23 protein-coding genes are annotated in these 21490 nt (G+C 33.1%); 14 read left to right on the top strand and 9 right to left on the bottom strand.

Features of this window, described 5'->3' with window-relative positions; translation table 11 throughout:
• Positions 1-229: 229 nt before the first annotated feature.
• From A8975_RS11325 to A8975_RS11270, 12 genes are all read left to right on the top strand, one after another.
• Positions 230-2005: a tetratricopeptide repeat protein gene (locus A8975_RS11325; protein WP_134200590.1), complete on the top strand. Its 1776-nt coding sequence runs from the start codon at positions 230-232 to the stop codon at positions 2003-2005.
• 5 nt (positions 2006-2010) lie between these two features.
• Complete coding sequence (locus A8975_RS11320) at positions 2011-2520, top strand: GNAT family N-acetyltransferase (RefSeq protein WP_134200588.1); 510 nt, start codon at positions 2011-2013, stop codon at positions 2518-2520.
• Between the two features lie 51 nt (positions 2521-2571).
• A complete protein-coding gene (locus A8975_RS11315; protein ID WP_134200586.1) occupies positions 2572-2895 on the top strand; it encodes a DUF4286 family protein in 324 nt (107 codons plus the stop codon).
• 5 nt (positions 2896-2900) lie between these two features.
• Entirely contained in the window at positions 2901-3680 is a 780-nt protein-coding gene (rsmA, locus tag A8975_RS11310; RefSeq protein WP_134200584.1) for a 16S rRNA (adenine(1518)-N(6)/adenine(1519)-N(6))-dimethyltransferase RsmA, read from the top strand.
• Positions 3681-3722: 42 nt separating this feature from the next.
• Positions 3723-5093, top strand: coding sequence for a magnesium transporter (gene mgtE / locus A8975_RS11305; protein ID WP_208325372.1), 1371 nt, complete (start codon positions 3723-3725; stop codon positions 5091-5093).
• Between the two features lie 3 nt (positions 5094-5096).
• Positions 5097-6032 carry a 2-hydroxyacid dehydrogenase gene (locus A8975_RS11300; protein WP_134200582.1) on the top strand — a complete coding sequence of 312 codons (936 nt, stop codon included), beginning with the start codon at positions 5097-5099 and terminating at the stop codon, positions 6030-6032.
• A 9-nt stretch (positions 6033-6041) separates the two neighbouring features.
• Entirely contained in the window at positions 6042-6452 is a 411-nt protein-coding gene (locus tag A8975_RS14760) for a response regulator transcription factor (RefSeq protein ID WP_134200579.1), read from the top strand.
• A gap of 110 nt (positions 6453-6562) precedes the next feature.
• Positions 6563-6934 carry a VOC family protein gene (locus tag A8975_RS11290; RefSeq protein ID WP_134200577.1) on the top strand — a complete coding sequence of 124 codons (372 nt, stop codon included), beginning with the start codon at positions 6563-6565 and terminating at the stop codon, positions 6932-6934.
• A 34-nt stretch (positions 6935-6968) separates the two neighbouring features.
• On the top strand, positions 6969-7478 hold the full coding sequence (locus tag A8975_RS11285) for a DUF4199 domain-containing protein (protein ID WP_131508722.1): 510 nt from the start codon (positions 6969-6971) through the stop codon (positions 7476-7478).
• A gap of 6 nt (positions 7479-7484) precedes the next feature.
• Positions 7485-7943, top strand: coding sequence for a DUF1801 domain-containing protein (locus A8975_RS11280; protein WP_134200575.1), 459 nt, complete (start codon positions 7485-7487; stop codon positions 7941-7943).
• 1 nt (position 7944) lies between these two features.
• Positions 7945-8331, top strand: coding sequence for a VOC family protein (locus A8975_RS11275; protein WP_134200573.1), 387 nt, complete (start codon positions 7945-7947; stop codon positions 8329-8331).
• 55 nt (positions 8332-8386) lie between these two features.
• Positions 8387-8851: a TM2 domain-containing protein gene (locus A8975_RS11270; RefSeq protein ID WP_129760865.1), complete on the top strand. Its 465-nt coding sequence runs from the start codon at positions 8387-8389 to the stop codon at positions 8849-8851.
• A gap of 52 nt (positions 8852-8903) precedes the next feature.
• Here the strand turns inward: A8975_RS11270 and arsB are convergent, their stop codons facing one another.
• The 8 genes from arsB to A8975_RS11230 all read right to left on the bottom strand — a co-directional run bounded on the left by arsB (position 8904) and on the right by A8975_RS11230 (position 16274).
• Positions 8904-9938: an ACR3 family arsenite efflux transporter gene (gene arsB, locus A8975_RS11265; RefSeq protein WP_134200571.1), complete on the bottom strand. Its 1035-nt coding sequence runs from the start codon at positions 9936-9938 to the stop codon at positions 8904-8906.
• Positions 9939-9940: 2 nt separating this feature from the next.
• Complete coding sequence (locus A8975_RS11260; RefSeq protein ID WP_129760863.1) at positions 9941-10552, bottom strand: protein-tyrosine-phosphatase; 612 nt, start codon at positions 10550-10552, stop codon at positions 9941-9943.
• Between the two features lie 216 nt (positions 10553-10768).
• Positions 10769-11236 (bottom strand): DUF6428 family protein, encoded by a 468-nt coding sequence (locus A8975_RS11255; protein WP_134200569.1) that lies wholly within the window; start codon positions 11234-11236, stop codon positions 10769-10771.
• Positions 11237-11284: 48 nt separating this feature from the next.
• Positions 11285-11617, bottom strand: a complete 333-nt coding sequence (locus A8975_RS11250) for an ArsR/SmtB family transcription factor (RefSeq protein ID WP_129760861.1) — start codon at positions 11615-11617, stop codon at positions 11285-11287.
• A 64-nt stretch (positions 11618-11681) separates the two neighbouring features.
• Positions 11682-12701 (bottom strand): carboxypeptidase-like regulatory domain-containing protein, encoded by a 1020-nt coding sequence (locus A8975_RS11245; RefSeq protein ID WP_134200567.1) that lies wholly within the window; start codon positions 12699-12701, stop codon positions 11682-11684.
• Positions 12688-14520, bottom strand: a complete 1833-nt coding sequence (locus A8975_RS11240; RefSeq protein WP_129760859.1) for a GNAT family N-acyltransferase — start codon at positions 14518-14520, stop codon at positions 12688-12690. Before A8975_RS11240 ends, A8975_RS11245 begins: the two co-directional genes overlap by 14 nt.
• Before the next feature lie 22 nt (positions 14521-14542).
• Positions 14543-15793, bottom strand: a complete 1251-nt coding sequence (locus A8975_RS11235; protein ID WP_134200565.1) for an aspartate kinase — start codon at positions 15791-15793, stop codon at positions 14543-14545.
• A 1-nt stretch (position 15794) separates the two neighbouring features.
• A complete protein-coding gene (locus tag A8975_RS11230) occupies positions 15795-16274 on the bottom strand; it encodes a GNAT family N-acetyltransferase (RefSeq protein ID WP_134200563.1) in 480 nt (159 codons plus the stop codon).
• 122 nt (positions 16275-16396) lie between these two features.
• On the opposite strand from A8975_RS11230, the gene fbp reads away from it, so the two are divergent.
• Positions 16397-17407: a class 1 fructose-bisphosphatase gene (gene fbp, locus A8975_RS11225; RefSeq protein ID WP_134200561.1), complete on the top strand. Its 1011-nt coding sequence runs from the start codon at positions 16397-16399 to the stop codon at positions 17405-17407.
• A 56-nt stretch (positions 17408-17463) separates the two neighbouring features.
• Here fbp and A8975_RS11220 read toward each other — a convergent pair whose 3' ends face one another.
• On the bottom strand, positions 17464-17895 hold the full coding sequence (locus tag A8975_RS11220; RefSeq protein ID WP_129760855.1) for a TerB family tellurite resistance protein: 432 nt from the start codon (positions 17893-17895) through the stop codon (positions 17464-17466).
• 194 nt (positions 17896-18089) lie between these two features.
• On the opposite strand from A8975_RS11220, the gene mfd reads away from it, so the two are divergent.
• Positions 18090-21464, top strand: coding sequence for a transcription-repair coupling factor (mfd, locus tag A8975_RS11215; protein WP_134200559.1), 3375 nt, complete (start codon positions 18090-18092; stop codon positions 21462-21464).
• Positions 21465-21490: the final 26 nt, after the last annotated feature.

The following is a 21490-nucleotide window of genomic DNA, read 5'->3' as shown; positions in this document are numbered from 1 at the left end:
TATACCTTTGGTTAACAATAAAAAATGCCAGAGCAGAATAACTGAATCATTTTTTTAAAATAATGGTTAATAGCACATTTATTTTGGTTGGTAATGCCTAAACTTGCGTTTAGGCATTTTTTTTATCAAAACATTTACAATATCCAAAGCTAGCATTTGTTATATTTACTAAATAATCGAAATAAGCGCACCAAAACCTGTATTTAGGTTGTTTATTTAAAATAGCTTTATGAAGAGGATATTAACTTTTGCCCTAATACTGTTTAGCACTTTAATGCTTGCCCAAAGTGAGCAGTTGGCAAGTGATTATTTTAAACGTGGTGAATTTGAAAAAGCCCTTATTGAATACCAAAAATTATATACTGAAAAACCAAGCACAACTTACCTTTACAAAATAGTTGAAACATTACAACAGCTAGAGCGCTATACCGAAGTTCAAAACCTATTGCTCCAACGTTTAGAGAAAAGTACTTTTCCAACCCTTATGGTAGAACTGGGTTACAACTATCAACTACAAGACAGTATAGAAATTGCAAAAAAACATTATAACGATGCGCTTTTAAAAATCGATGAAAAACCTATTTATACAAGTAGTATTGCTAGACAATTTGAAAATCATTCCCTTTTAGATTATGCCATTTCTGCCTATAAAAAAGGTGCTGAACTTAATCCTAAACAAAACTATAACATTCAACTGGCACGAATTTATGGTGAGCAAGGTAATGTGGAGCAAATGTTTTCTAACTATATAGATTATATAGAAACCAACCCTAGCTTTTTAAATAACTCAAAGCGCGCTTTTAGCGATTTTGTCTCAGAAAACAGCGAAAACGAAAACAACATTTTCTTAAAACGGTTATTACTTAAAAAGTTGCAAACCAATCCTGATGTGTATTGGTATGAGTTACTGAGCTGGCTGTTTGTTCAAGAAAAAGAGTATAACAAATCCTTTACTCAAGAGAAAGCCCTTTATAGAAGAAACCCTGAAAGTCTAGACCGAATTATTGAACTTGCACTTACAACTCTAGATGAAAAACAATACAGCATAGCAACCGAAATATTCAATTTTGTATTAGAAAATTCACAAGATATTTCTAGTCTTTTAAGAGCACATCAATTTTTATTGGAGATAGAAACCATAAATGCTACTAAAAAAGATTTTAATGCGATAAACGATAAGTATCTAGCGCTTTTTAATCAATATGGTAGGTATGAGCAAACCCTTTCTTTACAAATTGCTTATGGCGATTTTTTGGCGTTTCACTTACACAAACCTGAAGATGCTAGCAAGTTTTTAAAAGAAACTTTAAACCTTAATGTTTCTGAATTTCAAAAAGCTACTGTAAAGCTAAAACTTGGTGATGTTTTGGTGTATCAAGAAAAATTTAATGAAGCGCTTATTTACTATTCTCAAATACAAGCCAATTTAAAAAACAGTACCATTTCGCAAGATGCACGTTTTAAAGTTGCCAAAACTAGTTATTATAAAGGTGATTTTGATTGGGCTGAATCGCAGCTTAAAATTTTAAAATCATCAACATCGCAGCTTATTGCTAATGATGCTTTAGATTTAAAACTACTTATTTCTGACAATAAATATGAAGATTCTTTACACGTAGCGTTAAAGCTTTATGCAAAAGCAGACCTTATGGCATTTCAAAATAAAACTGATGAAGCCATTACACTTTTAGACAAGATTCTTACAGAGCATGAAGGTGAAAGTATTGAAGGTCAAGCTTTGTTAATGCAAGCACAACTTTTCGAAAAAAAGAAACAGTATGAAAAAGCAACGGTTAACTATCAAAAAATTATAACAGACTTTAGTGACAGTATTTTAATTGACGATGCTTACTATTTTTTAGCTGAACTTTACAATAATATTTTAGGCGAACCCGAAGAAGCTAAAGCACTTTACGAAAAAATCATATTCAATCATCAAGACAGTATTTATTTTGTTGAAGCCAGGAAAAACTTCAGGATGCTACGTGGTGATACTATAAACTAAATTTTATGCTTGTTGAAACCAACCGTCTTCAGCTTTCTAAAATCACTTTAGAAGATGCTCCTTTTATTTTAGAACTCATGAATTCCCCTCATTGGTTGAAATATATTGGTGACCGAAATGTGAGAACTGTTGCTCAAGCTGAAGACTATTTAAAAGAACGAACCCTAAAAAGTTATGATACTCATGGATTTGGGTTTTATAAAATTCAACTAAAAGATGAAAATCTAAAATCAATTGGCACTTGTGGTTTGGTAAAACGCGATGAGTTAGAATATGTAGATATTGGTTTTTCGCTACTTCCTAATTATGAAGGTAAAGGTTATGGGTTTGAAGCGTCTTCTGAAATTATAAAACTTGCCAAAGACCAATTCAAACTAAAAAAAATAACAGCAATCACATTGCCTACTAATACAAATTCAATTAAACTATTAGAAAAATTAGGCTTATCTTATGAAAAAAGAGTAAAACCTTTTGAAGATGATGAAGAACTCCTGTTATTTGCAAAAACACTATAATACAAGTTTTGTCTTTCCGTAACCAGTTCGGAATCCATTAAAATAACAACCATGATAATATACAACGTAACCGTTAATATTGACGAAAGCATACATGAAGAGTGGCTCAATTGGATAAAAAACCACATTGCATTGGTTTTGGCAACAGGTCATTTCACTGAAGCTAAGTTAACCAAAGTACTTATTGAAGAAGAAATGGGAGGCACAACCTACTCCATTCAGTATCGTGCAAAATCAAGAACCGATTTAGAAGATTATTACAACAATCATGCTGATGCTTTACGTCAAGACGGACTAAAACGTTTTGCTGACAAAATGCTAGCCTTTAGAACCGAACTAGAAATAGTTGATGAATTTTCAGTAACTTTTAACTAACAACAATGTCTGTAAAAGCAAAAAAACATTTAGGACAACATTTTTTAACCGACGAATCTATTGCTGAAAAAATTGCTGATAGCTTATCGCTTAAAGACTATAAACACGTTTTGGAGATTGGTCCAGGAATGGGTGTACTCACTAAATATTTGCTCAAAAAAGACATCACAACCCACGTTATTGAAATTGATACCGAATCGGTTGAATACCTTAAAGCCAATTACCTAAATCTTGCTGATAGAGTTATAGAACAAGACTTTTTAAAGTACGATATCACACAAGTTTTTGGCGAGCAGCCTTTTGCTATCATAGGTAATTACCCATATAATATTTCATCACAAATTGTATTCAAAACTTTAGAAATGCGCGACCAAATTCCTGAATTTTCAGGGATGTTTCAAAAAGAAGTTGCGCAACGTATTTGCTCTAAAGAAGGCAGTAAAGTATATGGTATTTTATCTGTATTAACCCAAGCATTTTACGATGCAGAGTATTTATTTACAGTTCCACCTTCGGTGTTTAATCCACCACCAAAAGTAGATTCTGGTGTGCTTTTATTAACAAGAAAAGAAAACTACACCTTGCCATGTGACGAAACTTTATTTTTCAAGGTCGTAAAACAAGGATTTCAACAACGCCGAAAAACACTTCGTAACAGTTTAAAAACATTCAATTTGTCAGATAATTTAAAAGCAAATGTTATATTTGGCAAACGTCCTGAGCAGTTAAGCGTTGAAGAATTTATAACTCTCGCGCAATTAATTGAAAACGACACTCAAGAATAACACAATTTGTCACTTCAACAGTGTGCAACGACAAGAAATTTTATGCAAGAGGAAAAAGAGCACATACAATTTGAACTAACAGATGAACTCATCGAGCAAGTAGAAGTTCTTATCGAAGAGAAAAACGATAAGGAACTCAACACGCTTTTTAGTGAGTTTCACTATGCTGATATTGCCGAAGTTTTAGACGAACTAGATCTTGAAGATGCGACTTATGTTATAAAACTTCTTGATTCTGAAACCACTTCAGATGTGTTAATGGAGCTCGATGAAGACAATCGAGAAAAAATACTCCGTAATCTTTCTGCCAAAGAAATTGCCGACGAAATTGAAGAGTTGGATACTGATGATGCAGCAGATATTATTGCCGAACTTCCTGAAGAACGTCAAGCCGAGGTAATCTCTCAAATTGAAGACCAAGAGCATAAAGCCGAAATTGAAGAACTTTTGGCTTATGACGAAGATACAGCTGGTGGACTCATGGCAAAAGAGCTTGTAAAAGTGTATGAAACCTGGACTGTTGCTGGATGCTTACGTCGCATTCGTGGACAAGCCAAAGAGGTTACAAGAGTACACTCAATATACGTTGTAAACAAACAAGACAAGCTTATTGGCAGACTTTCACTTAAAGATTTAATTGTTGCTAAAAGTGATCAAAAAATAGCCGATATCTCTAACAGCAGTGTGGATTGGGTTCATGTGCAAGACGATGTTGAAGATGTGGCAAGAGTTATGGCAAAATACGATTTGGAAGCCATTCCTGTTGTAGATGACAATCAAACACTTTTAGGTAGAATTACTATTGATGATATTGTTGACGTTTTAAAAGAAGAAGCCGATAAAGATTACCAGTTGGCAGCAGGTATCTCTCAAGATGTAGACTCTGATGATAGCGTTTGGAAGCTTACCAGAGCACGTATACCTTGGTTATTTTTAGGACTTGTTGGTGGTGTTGGAGCCTTTTTAATTATGGAAGGTTTTCACGAAGCGTTTTCAAAATATGCAATCCTATTCTTTTTCACACCACTTATTGCAGCAATGGCTGGTAATGTAGGTGTACAATCTAGTGCAATTATTGTACAAGGTTTAGCAAATGATGATATAAAGGGAAGTATTAACAGTCGTTTAATGAAAGAAATGCTTTTAGCAGCTCTTAATGGAGTTATTTTGGCTATTTTCTTGTTTCTTTTTGTTTGGGCAACCCAACAAGATGCCGCAACTGCTTTTGCTATTTCAATTTCGTTAGTTGTAGTAATCATAGTAGCTGGTTTAATAGGAACTTTTGTACCATTATTCCTTGACAAACGTGGTATTGATCCTGCTATTGCAACTGGACCTTTTATCACTACCAGTAATGATATTTTTGGAATCTTAATTTACTTTACCATAGCTAAACTTATTTTAGGGATTTAACTTATGAAAGTCCTACATCTAGATACCAATCACGAGCTTCTCATTAATCAACTTAATACATTAGGATTTACAAATCATGAAGATTACACGGCATCAAAAACTGATGTTGAAGCAAAAATTCATGAGTATGATGGTATTGTAATAAGAAGTCGTTTTACTATAGACAAGCAGTTTCTTGATGCTGCCACAAACTTAAAGTTTATAGGTCGTGTTGGTGCTGGTTTAGAAAACATAGATTGTGATTATGCCGAAAGTAAAGGCATTTATTTAATTTCAGCACCAGAAGGCAACCGCAATGCTGTTGGCGAACACGCTTTAGGAATGTTGCTTTCCTTATTCAACAAGCTCAATAAAGCTGATAACGAAGTACGACATGGTCAATGGTTACGTGAAGCCAATAGAGGTATTGAGCTAGATGGCAAAACTGTTGGACTTATTGGTTATGGCAACATGGGAAAAGCCTTTGCTAAAAAACTTCGTGGTTTTGATGTTGAAGTTCTTTGCTATGATATAAAACCTAATGTTGGCGACGACAACTGCAAACAAGTATCTCTTGAAACTTTACAAGAAAACGCAGATATTTTAAGTTTACACACACCACAGACACCACTAACGCTCAATATGGTTAATGCTGATTTTATTAACGGGTTTCAAAAACCATTTTGGCTCATTAATACAGCTCGCGGAAAAAGTGTTGTCACTACCGATTTGGTTTCAGCTTTAAAAAGTGGTAAAATTTTAGGTGCAGGATTAGACGTTTTAGAATATGAAAAAGCCTCTTTTGAAAGCCTATTTTCTTCTGATATGCCAGAGGCATTTCAATACATCATTCAAGCCGAAAATGTATTACTAACACCTCATGTAGCTGGTTGGACAGTTGAAAGCAAAGAAAAACTAGCGCAAACCATCGTTGATAAAATTAAAGCTAGATTTTGTTAACTTTCAACTATGAAAAAAACAATAGCTGTTTTTGCTGGTTTAATTTTTGCCTTGTTACTACTTTTTCAGGTTAGCAAATACGCTATCATATCTGGAAATGTAAACATAGAAATTATAATTGCTGCTATTGCGATTGTTTTCCTAATTGTTGGTATTTACCTCAACAAAAAAAGCCTTCAAAAAGAAACTGTTGATACGACCGAAATTGATTACAATAAAATAAAAGAATTAGATATTACATCACGAGAATATGAAGTACTTCAACATATTGCTCAAGGATTATCAAACAAAGAAATTGCCGAGACATTATTCCTATCAGAAAGCACTATAAAAACGCATGTGTCTAACTTATTGTTAAAACTAAATGCCAAAAGACGCACGCAAGCACTTCAAGTTGCAAAAGAACTTCAAATACTATAAAATTATGTATTTTAGACCGAAGTACTAACGGTTTGGTACTTTAGTATGAGTCTATTTTTAAAGGCTTCTCATAGTTTTGTATCTCAATAATTAATCAATACCACACAATTATGGAATTAGGCGCATTTTCAATTAGTTTAAGCGTAAAAGACATTACTGTTTCAAAAGCATTTTATGAAAATTTAGGATTCACCGTTTTTGCTGGTGATTTAGAAAAAAACTACCTCATCATGAAAAATGGGAAGGCTTTAGTAGGCTTGTTTCAAGGTATGTTTGAAAACAACATACTTACCTTTAATCCTGGTTGGGACGAAAACGCAAAAACATTAGATACGTTTACTGATGTTAGGCAAATTCAGCAGCATTTAAAAAGTAAAAACTTAGCGTTGCAAAGTGAAGCAGACGAAACAACTTCAGGACCTGCAAGTTTGGTTGTAACCGATCCTGATGGTAATACCATATTAATTGATCAACATATTTAAAACCCTTTTTTAACTCTTAAAACTAACTAACAACATGAAAAAAACTGTATTAAAATATGGAGGCTACGGACTTATAACTGCCGCTGTTTTATTCTTTTTAGCATTAACCTTTGGTAAAAACTTAAGCTATTCGGCTCAAGAAGTTATTGGTTATGCGTCAATGATTGCATCATTATCATTTATATTTTTTGGGATAAAACACTATCGCGATAAAGTAAATAATGGTGCTGTAAGTTTTGGAAAAGCTTTGGTCATTGGCTTATTAATTTCAGCTTTAACTGGACTTGGAATTGCTATGGTAGATTACATTTATACAACCGTAATTAATCCTGATTTTGCTTCAGAATATTTAGAAGTCACTTTAAAAACTTATGAAAGCACTTACTCTGGTGAAGAACTAGAAGCTAAAAAAGCTGAACTCACACAACAAATGCAAGATTATGGTGGCTCTGGATTTATGGCTGCCTTAATGTTTGTAACCGTTGTGTTAATTGGGTTTGTACTATCTTTAATATCTGCTTTAATTTTACAACGAAAAAAATAAATCATTATGCAATACAAAGCATCATCTCCCGAAGATTATATAAGTCAAGTTCCTGAAGAACGTCAAGATGTTTTAAAAACATTACGCAAAACCATTAAGACCAACTTACCAAAAGGTTTTGAAGAAGGTATTCAATATGGTATGATAGGCTATTATGTGCCACATAGCAAATATCCTGATGGTTATCATTGCACACCAGAAGAACCATTACCATTCATGAGTTTTGCTTCACAAAAAAATTCAATAAATCTTTACCATAGTGGTATTTATGCTGTACCAGAAATACACGATTGGTTTGTAAACGAATACCCAAAATACAGTAAGTACAAGCTAGACATGGGAAAAAGTTGCGTTCGTTTTAAGCGTATTAATGATATTCCAATGGAATTAATTGCTGAACTCTGCACAAAACTAACTCCAGATCAATGGATAGACATATACGAAACCAACCTTAAAAAGAAATAAAATGAAAAAACGCGTTACAGGCATTGGCGGATTATTCTTTAAAACAAAAGATCCAAAAGCAACAAAAGACTGGTACAAAAAGCATTTAGGGTTTAACACCGATGATTATGGCTGCACCTTTTGGTGGAAAGATAAAGAAGGTAACGATTGCTCAACACAATGGAGTCCGTTTACTGAAGACACAGCGTATTATCAGCCTTCAAAAAAAGATTTTATGTTTAATTATCGCGTAGAAAATCTTGAAGAATTACTAAAAACATTAAAAGACGAAGGTGTTACCATTATTGGAGAAATGGAAGAATACAGCTACGGAAAATTTGGTTGGATTATGGATAACGATGGCAACAAAATTGAACTTTGGGAACCTATTGATAAAGCTTTTTTGTAAACCATTATATTTTTTTGTTACCTTTAGACTTCTAACCATATAAACAAATTTACAAATGTCAGATGAAAAAAATTTAAGCGACGACCTTAACGATATGTTAGACGACGCAAAAGATGGTGCAAAAAAAGCAGCAGACAAAGCAGAAGATATTGCTGATGACGCTAAAGAAAAAGCAAAAGAATTTGCTAGCGAAGCAAAAGAAACTGCAAAAGAATTTTCTGATGGAGCCAAAGAAGCTTTTGGTAAAGCATCAGGAGATAACAAAAAACTACTAGCTGGTATTTTAGGTATCATTTTTGGAGGCTTAGGTGTTCATAAATTTATTCTAGGTTACAACAAAGAAGGAGGAATCCTTTTAGGTGTTTGGCTATTAGGAGCAATACTATCTTGTGTAGGTATTGGTATTTTAATCGTTTGGATTCCTGGAATTATAGGTTTAATTGAAGGTATTATTTACCTTACAAAATCTGACGAAGAATTCTACAACACATACCAAGTGGGTAAAAAACCTTGGTTTTAATCATACCTTAAAAAAACAAAAAGCCGCAAACAATGTTTGCGGCTTTTTTATTCTAAAAATATTTTTTTCTGAGCCAAAAGGCTACTTTAACTAATAGTATTAATGCAGGAACTTCAACTAATGGACCTATAACACCTGCAAATGCTTGACCTGAATTTAGCCCAAACACTGCAATAGCAACAGCAATTGCTAATTCAAAATTATTACCTGCTGCTGTAAAAGCCACAGCTGTGGTTTTATTATAATCTGCTCCCATAGCTTTTGTTACAAAAAAGCCAATAATGAACATTATGGTAAAATACAATAGCAACGGAATAGCTATAATAACAACATCCATTGGAATTTCAACAATCAATTCTCCTTTTAAAGAAAACATGACTATAATTGTAAATAATAATGCGATTAAAGTTAATGGTGAAATTTTAGGGATAAATGTATTGTTATACCAATCTTCTCCTTTGAGCTTTACTAAAATTACTCTGCTTAATATTCCTAAAACAAAAGGCAAACCAAGATAAATAGCTACACTTTCAGCAATTGTAGCTATTGATATGTCTACAATAGCTCCTTCAAATCCAAAATATGGTGGTAATACAGTTATAAATATCCAAGCATAAAAACTATAGGCAAACACCTGAAAAATACTGTTTAAGGCTACTAATCCTGCTCCATACTCGCTACTACCTTCTGCAAGGTCATTCCAAACTAAAACCATAGCAATACAACGTGCTAACCCAATTAGTATTAACCCAACCATATATTCAGGATAGTCTTGTAAAAAGATAATGGCTAAGGCAAACATTAACACAGGACCAATAATCCAATTGAGCACCAAAGAAATGGATAGAATCTTCACATTTTTAAACACCTTTGGTAACAGTGCATAGTTAACTTTTGCTAATGGAGGATACATCATTACAATCAACCCAATAGCTATGGGAATGTTAGTAGCTCCACTACTCATAGTATTTATACGCTCAGGAATTGTTGGCACAAAGTATCCTAAAGCAACACCTAATGCCATGGCTAAGAAAATCCAAAGGGTTAAGTTTTTGTCTAAAAAGCTAAGTGATTTTTTTGCACTCATAATTATTGATTTACATTAGAAAACACATAAAATAGCTCTGCTGCTATTTGCAAACTACGCTCTTTATATTTTGCTTCTTGTTCTGGAGTACCATCAAAAGCTTTAGGATCTTCAAAAGTAATAGGAATACGTTTCTCAGCTCCTGGTACAAAAGGACAACCTTCATCGGCTTGCGAGCAAGTCATTATTGCGGCAAAACCCGAAGTTGGGTTAAAAGTATTATCCATACGCTTAGAAAAGCCAATAATAGGTTGCGCATTTTCAGCATATTTAATGGCATATACAGGATTTTCTGCTTCAGATAATTTTTGAATTTCAAAACCTGATTGCTCTAATACGTTTACTACCATAGGAAACAATGCAGTAACTTCTGTTCCTCCTGAATAGCAGGTTACTGTATGAAAACCGAAATGTTGAGCTATAGCTTGCGACCAAATTTGTGCTAAATGACTTCTTCGGGAATTATGGGTGCAAATAAAATTAATATTAACAGGTTGTCCATTATCAATTTTACTTTGAATAAACGCTACAAGTGGTTGCAGTGTTTCTTTTCGGTCTTCTGAAATTGAATTTGTAGTTAAACTTTCAATTACTGAGGTTAGTTTTTCAAACATAACTAAATTTTAAAAAGTTAAATCATTGTGCATTTTGAGAATAAATTTGTCAATTCGAGTGATTTTTTGAAACAAAGTGATAAAAATCGTATCGAGAATAGAATTTAAGCTTCTAAAAACTTGTTCTCGATACAAAATTCTTTTAGAATTTCACTCGAACTGACAATTTTCCTGAAAAAATTCTCAAAAGGCACAACAGGTAAAATTATTATTGTATTAGCAACAATTACCATCTGGTGAGCAACATGGTTCGTTACTTAAATCGGCTAGTTTTAGTTTTGGTTTTTTTACAGGAATTCCACAATTGTCTTTTGCTAAACAATCGGTTTGTTTTGTGGTTAATAAAAAGTGGGTACCATCAAACTGTAATCCATATTTTTGAATAGACTCTCCTTGGTATTCTACTTCAATGTCTAAATCTTCCAAACCTAGTTTAGCTTCAGAAAGTTCTATAATATGGATTAACTTTTCTGGACGCAGCCTGTGATTATAATCATTTGCACTCCAAAGCTGTAAACTTATAACGCTCTCGTTACGTAATGTGCCTCCACAATCGATAAATTTTTTATCAATTTGCCCTACTTCAGTCACATGAAAATGGCTTGGTACTAAACTACCATTTGGCAGTTGAAATGCAATCTGCTGTAATGGTTTTAAATTTGTTTTTAATTCTGAAAGTTTCATTTTAATATTGTTTTATTGCGATATTGCGATTAATTGAAATAAATTTTTTTAGCAGCAATTAGATGCATCATCCATATCTTGATCTAAGAACTCTGCAAGTAATTGCTTCATTTGGCTCCAATTATTAGTATCAATACAGTAACACACACTTGTGCCTTCAATTGTTCCTTTAATTAAACCTAATTGTTTTAGTTCTTTTAAATGTTGAGAAATGGTAGGTTGCGCTAAACCTATTTCGTTTACCAAGTCACCACAAACACAGCTATTGGTTTTAAATAGGTATTCTAAAATAGCTACACGAGCAGGATGCCCAAAAGCCTTAGCTAATTGTGCTATTTGGTTCTGCTTATCTGTAAATATTTCTGACTTTGTTAAACCCATCGTTTTATTTATTCATTGCAATATTACGATAAATGTCTTTTGTGAGCAAATTTTTGCATTAAAATTATTCAGATAACATAAAATCGAAAGGTAAAGAGTCTCCAATACGTTGGTTACCCATATGACCTCCAAAAAGCACTTGATGTATTGGAGAGTGATTACCATATTGGTCTATAATAAACTCGTCAACCCTCGACTCCATTGCAGACTGTTCGTTATCATACAAAATGCTTAGTTTATTCAATAATTTAACTTCTACAGCTTTACTGCTATCTATTTGTTTTACATTGATGTATCGATAAGGGTTGACTTTAAATCCACCACTAAAAATTTGATAACCTTCTTCTTCAAGTTGTTTTTTAGAAAGCGCTCTCATAAAGTGAAGTACAGAACCTTTATAAGCTTTATTCCTAGATTTAGTAGTTTTTTTAGAATTGGATTCTTCCAACTCTTTATAAAAAGATGTCCCAGTATAAATTACTGAATTGATGAAAAAACGGTCTCGCTTAATGTTGATATGATGATAACTTATATCAAAATCCTTAATTTCAAAAGACACCAAATATTGTAATTTTTCATTCTTAATTAAAATAGGTTTTTTAGAACTTGCGCTTAAGGTTTGAGTTTTCTTATTATATCTTAAAATAAGGTCTTCTTCATTAAGTATTGTGCACGATTTGGCATTATCAGAAAACCCTAAAAATTGCTGTCTAAACTGTTGTAGTTTTAGTTCTTTTGGCATTCCATCATCTGTAGTAATCACAACCTCATCTAAAGCATCAATATCTTCTTGAAGCAACACTTTGTAAAACTTACCAACTTGATAATTGGTTATAATCATTCGCTTATAACCTAAAAAAGAAATAACTAAAGGCGAGGTAACTCCTTCTTGATACTCAATACTAAATTCACCTTTATCATTAGTAGAAGTGCCAATTGTAGTGTTGTCAAAATATATAGCTGCACTTTCTATAGGTTGGTTTGTAGCTTGGTCTAAAACAAGTCCGCTTATGGTTTGAGAACAAACAGCAAAATAGCTTAAAAACAAAAGTCCTGTTAAGACAATGTGTTTAAGCTTCGCCATTGTTTTCAGTGAGTTTACGCTCTAATTCAGCCTGAAATTCTTCCATTACAGGTTTTACTGTGCTTTCAGGTAAATCGGCAATTTTTATGTACATCAAGCCATCAACCGAGTTATTAAACAACGGATCCACATTAAAAGCAATTAACCTTGCATTTTGTTTAATATACTTTTTAAGTAGTACTGGTAGCCTAAGTGCTCCTGGTTCAACCTCGTCAATAATTTTATCAAATTTATTTAAATCGGCTTCGGTTTCATCAAACACAAAATCCTTATCAGCATCTTTAAGTTTTACCTTAAACTCTTTTTTAGGGTGAACGTATTGCGCTAAATATGGATCGTAATAATGCGATTTCATAAACTCAATCATTAACGACTTTGAGAAGTTTGAAAACTGATTACTAATACTAACACCTCCTATTAAATACTTATGTTCAGGATGCCTTAACGTAGTGTGTACAATACCTTTCCAAAGTAAAAAGAGAGGCATTGGCTTTTGTTGATATTCTTTAATAATGAACGCTCTTCCCATTTCAATAGATTCGCTCATCATTTTATAAAGTTCAGGTTCAAATCTAAATAAATCCTGAAGGTAAAATCCGTCTATACCATAGCTTTCATAAATTTTAGAGCCTAATCCCATACGATACGCTCCAGCAATGACTTTTGCCTCATCGTCCCATAAGAACATGTGGTGGTAATAAGTGTCAAAAGTATCTAAATCAATAGCTTCATTAGTACCTTCTCCTACTTCCCTAAAAGTAATTTCTCGCAAACGACCTATCTCTCTAAGTATATTTGGGATATCTTTAGCTTGAGCCAAAAACACTTCGTAGTTTTTACTTTGTAGCAATCTTAAATCGTTATCTCTTAAGGTTTCCACCTCTTTTATCATCACGTCCGAAGCAATAGGAGTTACAATACGTTTTGGTGGTTTTGGCACTTTTAACGTTGAAGATATGTTGCTTAATAAATTTCCTTTTTCATCAAAGGAATTAGAAAGCATATAGGTTTTTCTTCGTATAAATTCAGAAAACTCTTCGAGTGTTTTATGCTCTTTTTGATCGCTTAATGTTATAGGACGACCAATCCTTACTTTAATTGTTCTTCGCTTTTGGGTTAACAATTCAGAAGGTAACTTAGCGGTTCTAAAGGTGTCGCTTATTTTAGACAGTTTGTAAAACAACTGACTGTTTTTTGCGTGAAAATATATAGGTACAATTGGCACTTCAGCTTTTTGAATCAACTTCATTGCTGCTTCTTCCCAAGGTCTATCTACAACCAACTTTCCGTCTCTGTAAGTAGATACTTCTCCAGCAGGAAATACACCAAGTGGATGTCCATCCTTTAAATGCATAATAGCATTTTTAAATCCTGTAATACTAGACTTGGCATCTTTTCTATCCTCAAACGGATTTACAGGCATAATGTAAGGTTTTAAAGGCTCAATTCTGTGTAATAAAAAATTGGCTATAATTTTAAAATCCTCACGTTGTTCTAGCATTAATTTTAGCAACAAAATACCATCAATACCACCTAGCGGATGGTTAGAAACCGTTATATAAGCTCCATCTTTAGGCAGTCGTTTTAAGTCTTCTTCAGGAATTTCAAACTTAATTTGAAACTCTTCTAAAATACCGTCTAAAAACTCAAGTTTTTCAAGGTGCTTATTACGGTTGTAAATTTTATTGAGCGTGGAAATCTTTAAGGTCTTCATTAGCAACCAACCTACAAATGTTCCTATAAATCCATACTTATCCATTTGTATGGCTTTAGCGACTTCTTTAGCTGTTACTAATCCAGATTTTGGTTGCTTGGTCATACTTACAAATGTAATAAAATGTTTATTTAGTAACTATTTGAACGGTTTCTTGTGTTAATTGCTTTAATAACACCTCTTTATCTTGCTCCAATTGGTTAATTGCAACCTCATTATAATGCCTGATGGTGTATAAAGATACGTTTTCGGTACAATTAACTTTAAATTTTGCTTTTAAATGCTGCAATAAGTTTTCTAGGTTGCGATAGCCATCATCTACACATACCGAAAAACTAATAGCAGAGTTTTGTATGACATCTACTTTCATTTTGTACTGATGCAATAAATTGAATATATCACTGATATTTTCTTCTACGATATAAGAAAAATCTAATGACGATAACGAAATGAGCACTTGTCCTTTTTTAACAATAAAACACGGAATATTAGGCTCAATACCACTGGTTTTGCATACTGTGGTTCCGTTGTTATTTGGATTTAAAAACGACTTTACATGTAAAGGAATTTCCTTTCGCTGTAATGGTTGTAAGGTTTTTGGGTGAATTACTGAAGCTCCATAAAACGCTAGCTCAATAGCTTCTTTATAGGAAATGGTATTGAGTAGCTGTGCATTTTCAAAATAACGAGGATCAGCATTTAAAACTCCTAATACGTCTTTCCAGATGGTAACACTTTGGGCATTTAAACAATAGGCAAAAATAGCTGCTGTGTAATCGCTTCCTTCTCGACCTAAAGTGGTCGTAAAATTGTTGGCATCGCTTCCTAAAAATCCTTGTGTAATGTTTAAGACATTGTTTTGAAACTGTTTTGTAATATTGGTTTGAGTCGCTTCCCAATCAACATTAGCTCTTCTATAATAGTTATCCGTTTTTATGTAGTCGCGAACATCTAACCAAGTGTTTTTAATCCCTGAAGTATTTAAGTATTCGCTTACAATTGTGGTAGAAACCAACTCGCCATAACCTATAGTTTGGTCGTACACAAAGTTGTAATCTGGAGATTTATTTCTGTCAAAAAACAATGATAATTCATCAAATAGGTTTGCTACTTTTTTAAAAACCACATGCTGTTCATTATCAAACAAATCTAAAAGTATAGCATTGTGAATTTTTCGAACATCTTGAATAGAACTTTGTAACTCACTAGGATTATTAAAGTAATTGCCAATAACCACTTCTAAAGCATTAGTGGTTTTTCCCATTGCTGATATAACTACTAGCGTATTTTTATAACCTACATTTTGTAATACTTCTACTAGGTTTTTAACACCTTCAGCATCTTTTACTGATGCTCCTCCAAACTTAAATACCTGCATGCTATAGTTTTGAAATATAATTTTTAATGGCTTGTTCATCTAGATGTACTACGTCCCAATCTCTCATTACATTCGCTCCTTTTTTTTCATAAAAATCAATTGCAGGCTCATTCCAATCTAGTACTTCCCAACTCACACGTTTTACATTTAACTTTTGACCATATTTAACCACTTCATCCAACAACGCTCCTCCTAAGCCACAACCTCTTTTATCTTGTTTTACTATTAAATCTTCAAGGTGCAACACTTTACCTTTCCAAGTTGAAAATCGAGTGTAAACCAATGCTATACCAGCAATATCCTTTTCTGCTTCAGCTACAAAACAATGAAACGAAGGATGATTGCCAAAACCATGATTTTCAAGATCGTTAACCGTTATTTCAACAGCATCAGGTTCTTTTTCATAAACCGCTAATTCGTTTATGAGCTCAAGTACTTGAGGCATATCAGTTTTATTTGCAGATCGAATAGTAAATTCCATAACCTAATTTTTGATACTCAAAGATAACCTAAACTTAAGGATTATATTATATAAACTTACACGAAAACGTTGTAGTTATCGTAAAAAATAAGATATTTGTACAAACAATCAACACACACTTCATGTCTCAAAAAAATCAAACTTTAGGAGAGTTTATTATTGAAAACCAAGCTTCATTTAAATACTCTTCAGGAGAACTTTCAAGATTAATTAACTCCGTAAGATTAGCTGCTAAAGTTGTAAATCATGAAGTAAACAAAGCTGGTTTGGTTGATATTATTGGAGCTGCTGGCGAAACAAATATTCAAGGTGAAGATCAACAAAAACTAGATGTGTATGCCAATGAAAAATTTATCCAAACCTTAACCAATAGAAATATTGTTTGTGGTATTGCCAGTGAAGAGGAAGATGACTATGTATCTATAAACAGTCAGGATGAAAACAACCAAAACAAGTATGTGGTTTTAATCGATCCTCTTGATGGTTCTTCAAATATTGATGTTAATGTTTCTGTAGGTACTATTTTTTCGGTTTACAGACGTATTACTCCTGTTGGAACTCCTGTAACCATTGACGATTTTCTTCAAAAAGGAAGTCAGCAAGTTGCAGCTGGATATGTGGTTTATGGTACCTCAACCATGTTGGTTTACACTACAGGTGATGGCGTTAATGGCTTTACTTTAAACCCAGCAATTGGTACATTTTATTTATCGCATCCAAACATGCAATTTCCACTTGATGGTAGAATTTACTCTGTAAACGAAGGAAATTACATTCACTTCCCTCAAGGGATTAAAAACTACATCAAATACTGCCAAATGGAAGAAGGCGACAGACCTTACACTAGTAGATATATTGGTTCTTTAGTTTCTGATTTTCATAGAAACATGATTAAAGGTGGTATTTACATGTATCCTAAAAGTTCTAAAAACTCAAACGGAAAACTACGCTTACTCTATGAATGTAACCCAATGGCTTTTTTAGCTGAACAAGCTAACGGGAAAGCAAGTGATGGTTTTAATAGAATTATGGACATTGAACCAACTGAACTCCACCAACGTGTACCATTTATATGTGGTAGTAAAAACATGGTTGAAAAAGCCGAAGAATTTATGAGGAATCCTGAAAATTAAAACATAAAAAAAGCGAACAAAATTGTTCGCTTTTCTTTTTTTATAACTACTGAATATTATCTATTCATTGTTTTAATTTCATCCATAAAAGTATCAATATCAACACCTTCATGTACTAAGCTTAACGCTTTATCAGTAACATACTTAGCGTTGTCTGCTCTAAATCCAAGACCAACACAAAGTTTTTCAAGCATAATAACCTGATCTTCTGTTTCCATATGGTCAACCCATACCATACGTGCCAAATCGTACAAACGCTCTAAACGTCTATCGTAAGATGTTGGAGGGTTAATAGGATGCGTTTTATAGTCTTTTAATATTTGCTTATAATCGCTATCACTAATATCTAAATTTCTAGCTAATCTATCTAAAAAAGCACGTTCTCCATCAGTGATAATTCCGTCACTCATTGCAACTCTTACTATGGCTGCAAAATGGTCTTCATTACGTTTTCTAAAACCACTATCAAATAAATCTGAAATTGACATATATTCTTGTTTTTTAAAGTCGTGCAAACCTACATATTATTTTTCTTTTTTTAATCATAAAAGACTAATAAAAAGGTTGACTTCTTCCTTAATTTTAAATAAAATACACTTAGAGTAAATATACTATTTATTAATAGTTTTTAAACATAAACTAAGTCACAAAATTTTATATTTGCACCACAAAATACATTGTCTTGAGTAAATCCATCCTCTCGCAAACCTATGCACAGACTTTGCAAACGCAAAATCTGCAGATTGCTATTGCCCAATCCCAAAGTAAAACACACCTTAAAGGACTTATTGGTTCCTCTTTATCTTTTGTAATTACAGAAGTTTTTAAACAAGCAGACAAACCCTTTTTACTGGTTTTTAATGATAAGGAAGAAGCTGCCTTTTACCTTAACGATTTAGAATTGATGCTCAATGATAAAGACGTTTTGTTTTATCCAGGAAGCTATAGAAGACCTTATCAAATTGAAGAAACCGATAATGCTAATGTGCTTTTACGTGCAGAAGTTTTAAACCGCATTAACTCGCAAAAAAAACCTGCAGTTATTGTGACCTATCCTGATGCTTTATTTGAAAAAGTAGTTACCCGAAGAGAGCTAGAAAAAAACACCTTAAAAATTAAGGTTAATGATAATTTATCTATCGATTTTGTAAACGAAGTTCTTTTTGAATATAAATTTAAACGTGTTGATTTTGTAACCGAACCTGGAGAATTTTCGGTACGTGGTGGAATTGTAGATGTGTTTTCATTTTCGCACGACGAGCCTTATCGTATTGAGTTTTTTGGTGATGAAGTAGACAGCATTAGAACCTTTGATGTAGAAACTCAACTTTCAACCGAACAAGTTAAAAAAATCAACATTATACCCAATGTTGCCAATAAATTTTTAGAAGAAACTAGACAAAGTTTTTTTAAATACATTGCTCAAAAAACAGTAGTGTTTGCTAAAAACACTAACCTTCTGTTTTCAAGAATTGATGACTTTTTTAGTAAAGCCGAAGACGCTTTCCAAAACCTTTCAAAAGACATTAAACATGCTGAACCTGAAGAGCTGTTTTGCAATTCGGCATTGCTTAAAAAACAATTATTAGAGTTTACTTTAGTAGAATTTGGCTCAGAAGCTTTCTTTAGTAATGCGTCTGAAAGTAATAGTACTATTACGTTTAACACGTCACCTCAGCCATCATTCAATAAGCAATTTAATCTGTTAATTGATGATTTAAACTCAAATCATAATAAAGGTTACACCAACTATATTGCATGCGTAAGTGAACAGCAAGCCAAACGTTTTCACGATATTTTTGAAGATGCTAGTGCTGAGCGCAGTCGAAGTATAGAACAAGAAGTACACTATCAAACCATTGTGTTGTCTTTATTTCAAGGTTTTGTTGACCATGTTGCTAAAATAACTTGCTATACAGACCATCAAATTTTTGAACGCTATCATAAGTTTCATCTTAAAAATGGTTATGCTAAAAAGCAAGCTATTACCTTAAAAGAACTGACCAATTTAGACATTGGCGACTATGTAACCCATATTGATCATGGTATTGGGAAATTTGGAGGGTTACAAAAAATTGATGTCGAAGGAAAAAAACAAGAAGCCATCAAACTTATTTATGGCGAACGTGATGTGCTGTATTTAAGCATTCATTCGCTACATAAAATTACCAAGTTTAATGGTAAAGACGGGAAACCTCCAAAAGTTTACAAACTAGGAAGCAAAGCATGGAAAACTCTTAAACAAAAGACCAAGTCTAAAGTCAAGGAAATTGCTTTTAACCTTATAAACCTGTACGCTAAGCGAAAGCTAGAAAAAGGCTATCAATACAATCCTGATAGCTATATGCAACACGAGCTAGAAGCATCTTTTATTTATGAAGACACACCAGACCAAAGTACTGCAACTGCTGATATAAAAGCAGATATGGAAAGCGAGCGTCCAATGGACAGATTGGTTTGTGGTGATGTAGGCTTTGGTAAAACCGAAGTTGCCATAAGAGCTGCTTTTAAAGCTGTAGACAACGGTAAGCAAGTAGCAGTTTTAGTGCCTACAACTATTTTGGCTTATCAGCATTATAGAACGTTTAAAGAGCGTTTAAAAGATTTTCCTGTAACTGTTGATTACCTCAACCGTTTTAGAACTGCAAAGGAAAAACGTGAAACCTTAGAAAACCTATCAAAAGGAGGTGTAGATATCATTATTGGCACACATCAATTGGTTAATAAAAATGTAAGCTTTAAGGATTTAGGATTGCTTATTGTTGATGAAGAACAAAAATTTGGTGTTGCAGTAAAAGAAAAATTAAAAACCATTAAAGATAATGTTGATGTGCTCACACTCACAGCAACACCTATACCTAGAACGCTTCAGTTTAGTTTAATGGCTGCAAGGGATTTATCGGTTATTACAACTCCTCCACCAAACAGATATCCTATTGAAAGTCACGTAATCAGGTTTAACGAAGAAACCATAAGAGATGCTGTAACTTATGAAATACAACGTGGTGGTCAAATTTTCTTCATTCATAATCGTATTGAAAACATTAAAGAAGTGGCTGGCATGATTCAGCGTTTAGTACCTGATGCTAAAATTGGTATTGGTCATGGACAAATGGATGGTAAAAAACTAGAGCAACTTATGTTAGGGTTTATGAATGGCGATTTTGATGTTCTTGTAAGTACAACCATTGTTGAAAGTGGATTAGATGTACCAAACGCTAACACCATTTTTATAAACAATGCAAATAACTTTGGGTTGAGTGATTTACACCAAATGCGTGGTCGTGTAGGAAGAAGCAACAAAAAAGCATTTTGCTATTTTATTACTCCAGAATATTCGGCTATGACTAATGATGCAAGAAAACGTATTACTGCCTTAGAGCAGTTTACCGAATTAGGTAGTGGATTTAATATTGCCATGAAAGACCTCGAAATTAGAGGCGCTGGAGATTTATTAGGTGGCGAACAAAGTGGTTTTATAAATGATATAGGTTTTGATACCTATCAAAAAATATTAAACGAAGCTATTGATGAATTAAAAGAAAACGAGTTTAAAGATTTATACAAAGACGAAGGTAAAGAACGAGACTATGTAAAAGACATTACTATTGATAGTGATTTTGAACTCTTGTTCCCTGATGATTATGTCAATAACATTGCCGAACGTTTAAACCTGTATACCAAGTTAAACGATATTAAAACCGAAGCTGAGTTAGATAAATTTGAATCAGAAATTATAGACCGTTTTGGTGAGTTACCAACCCAAGTTATCGATTTAATAAACAGTGTTCGTATAAAATGGATTGCGACAAAAATTGGTTTAGAAAAAGTGGTGATGAAACACGGTAAACTTGTAGGTTATTTTATTAACGATCAACAAAGTGGTTTTTATCAAAGTAACGGATTTACCAAAGTGTTACAATTTGCACAAACACACCCAAAAGCCTGTAAGATGAAAGAAAAGCAAACCAGAAATGGTTTACGATTATTGCTTACATTTGATAATATAAAATCAGTTCATCAAGCTTTAGCTGCTTTAAAGCCTATTTTGGCTTGATAATTGGTACTTATTTTGAAAACTAA

This window comes from Meridianimaribacter flavus (genome assembly GCF_004366715.1).
Taxonomy (GTDB): domain Bacteria; phylum Bacteroidota; class Bacteroidia; order Flavobacteriales; family Flavobacteriaceae; genus Gaetbulibacter_B; species Gaetbulibacter_B jejuensis.
The sequence above is the reverse complement of the archived record's forward strand: the minus strand, read 5'-3'. Positions and strand labels throughout refer to the sequence as shown.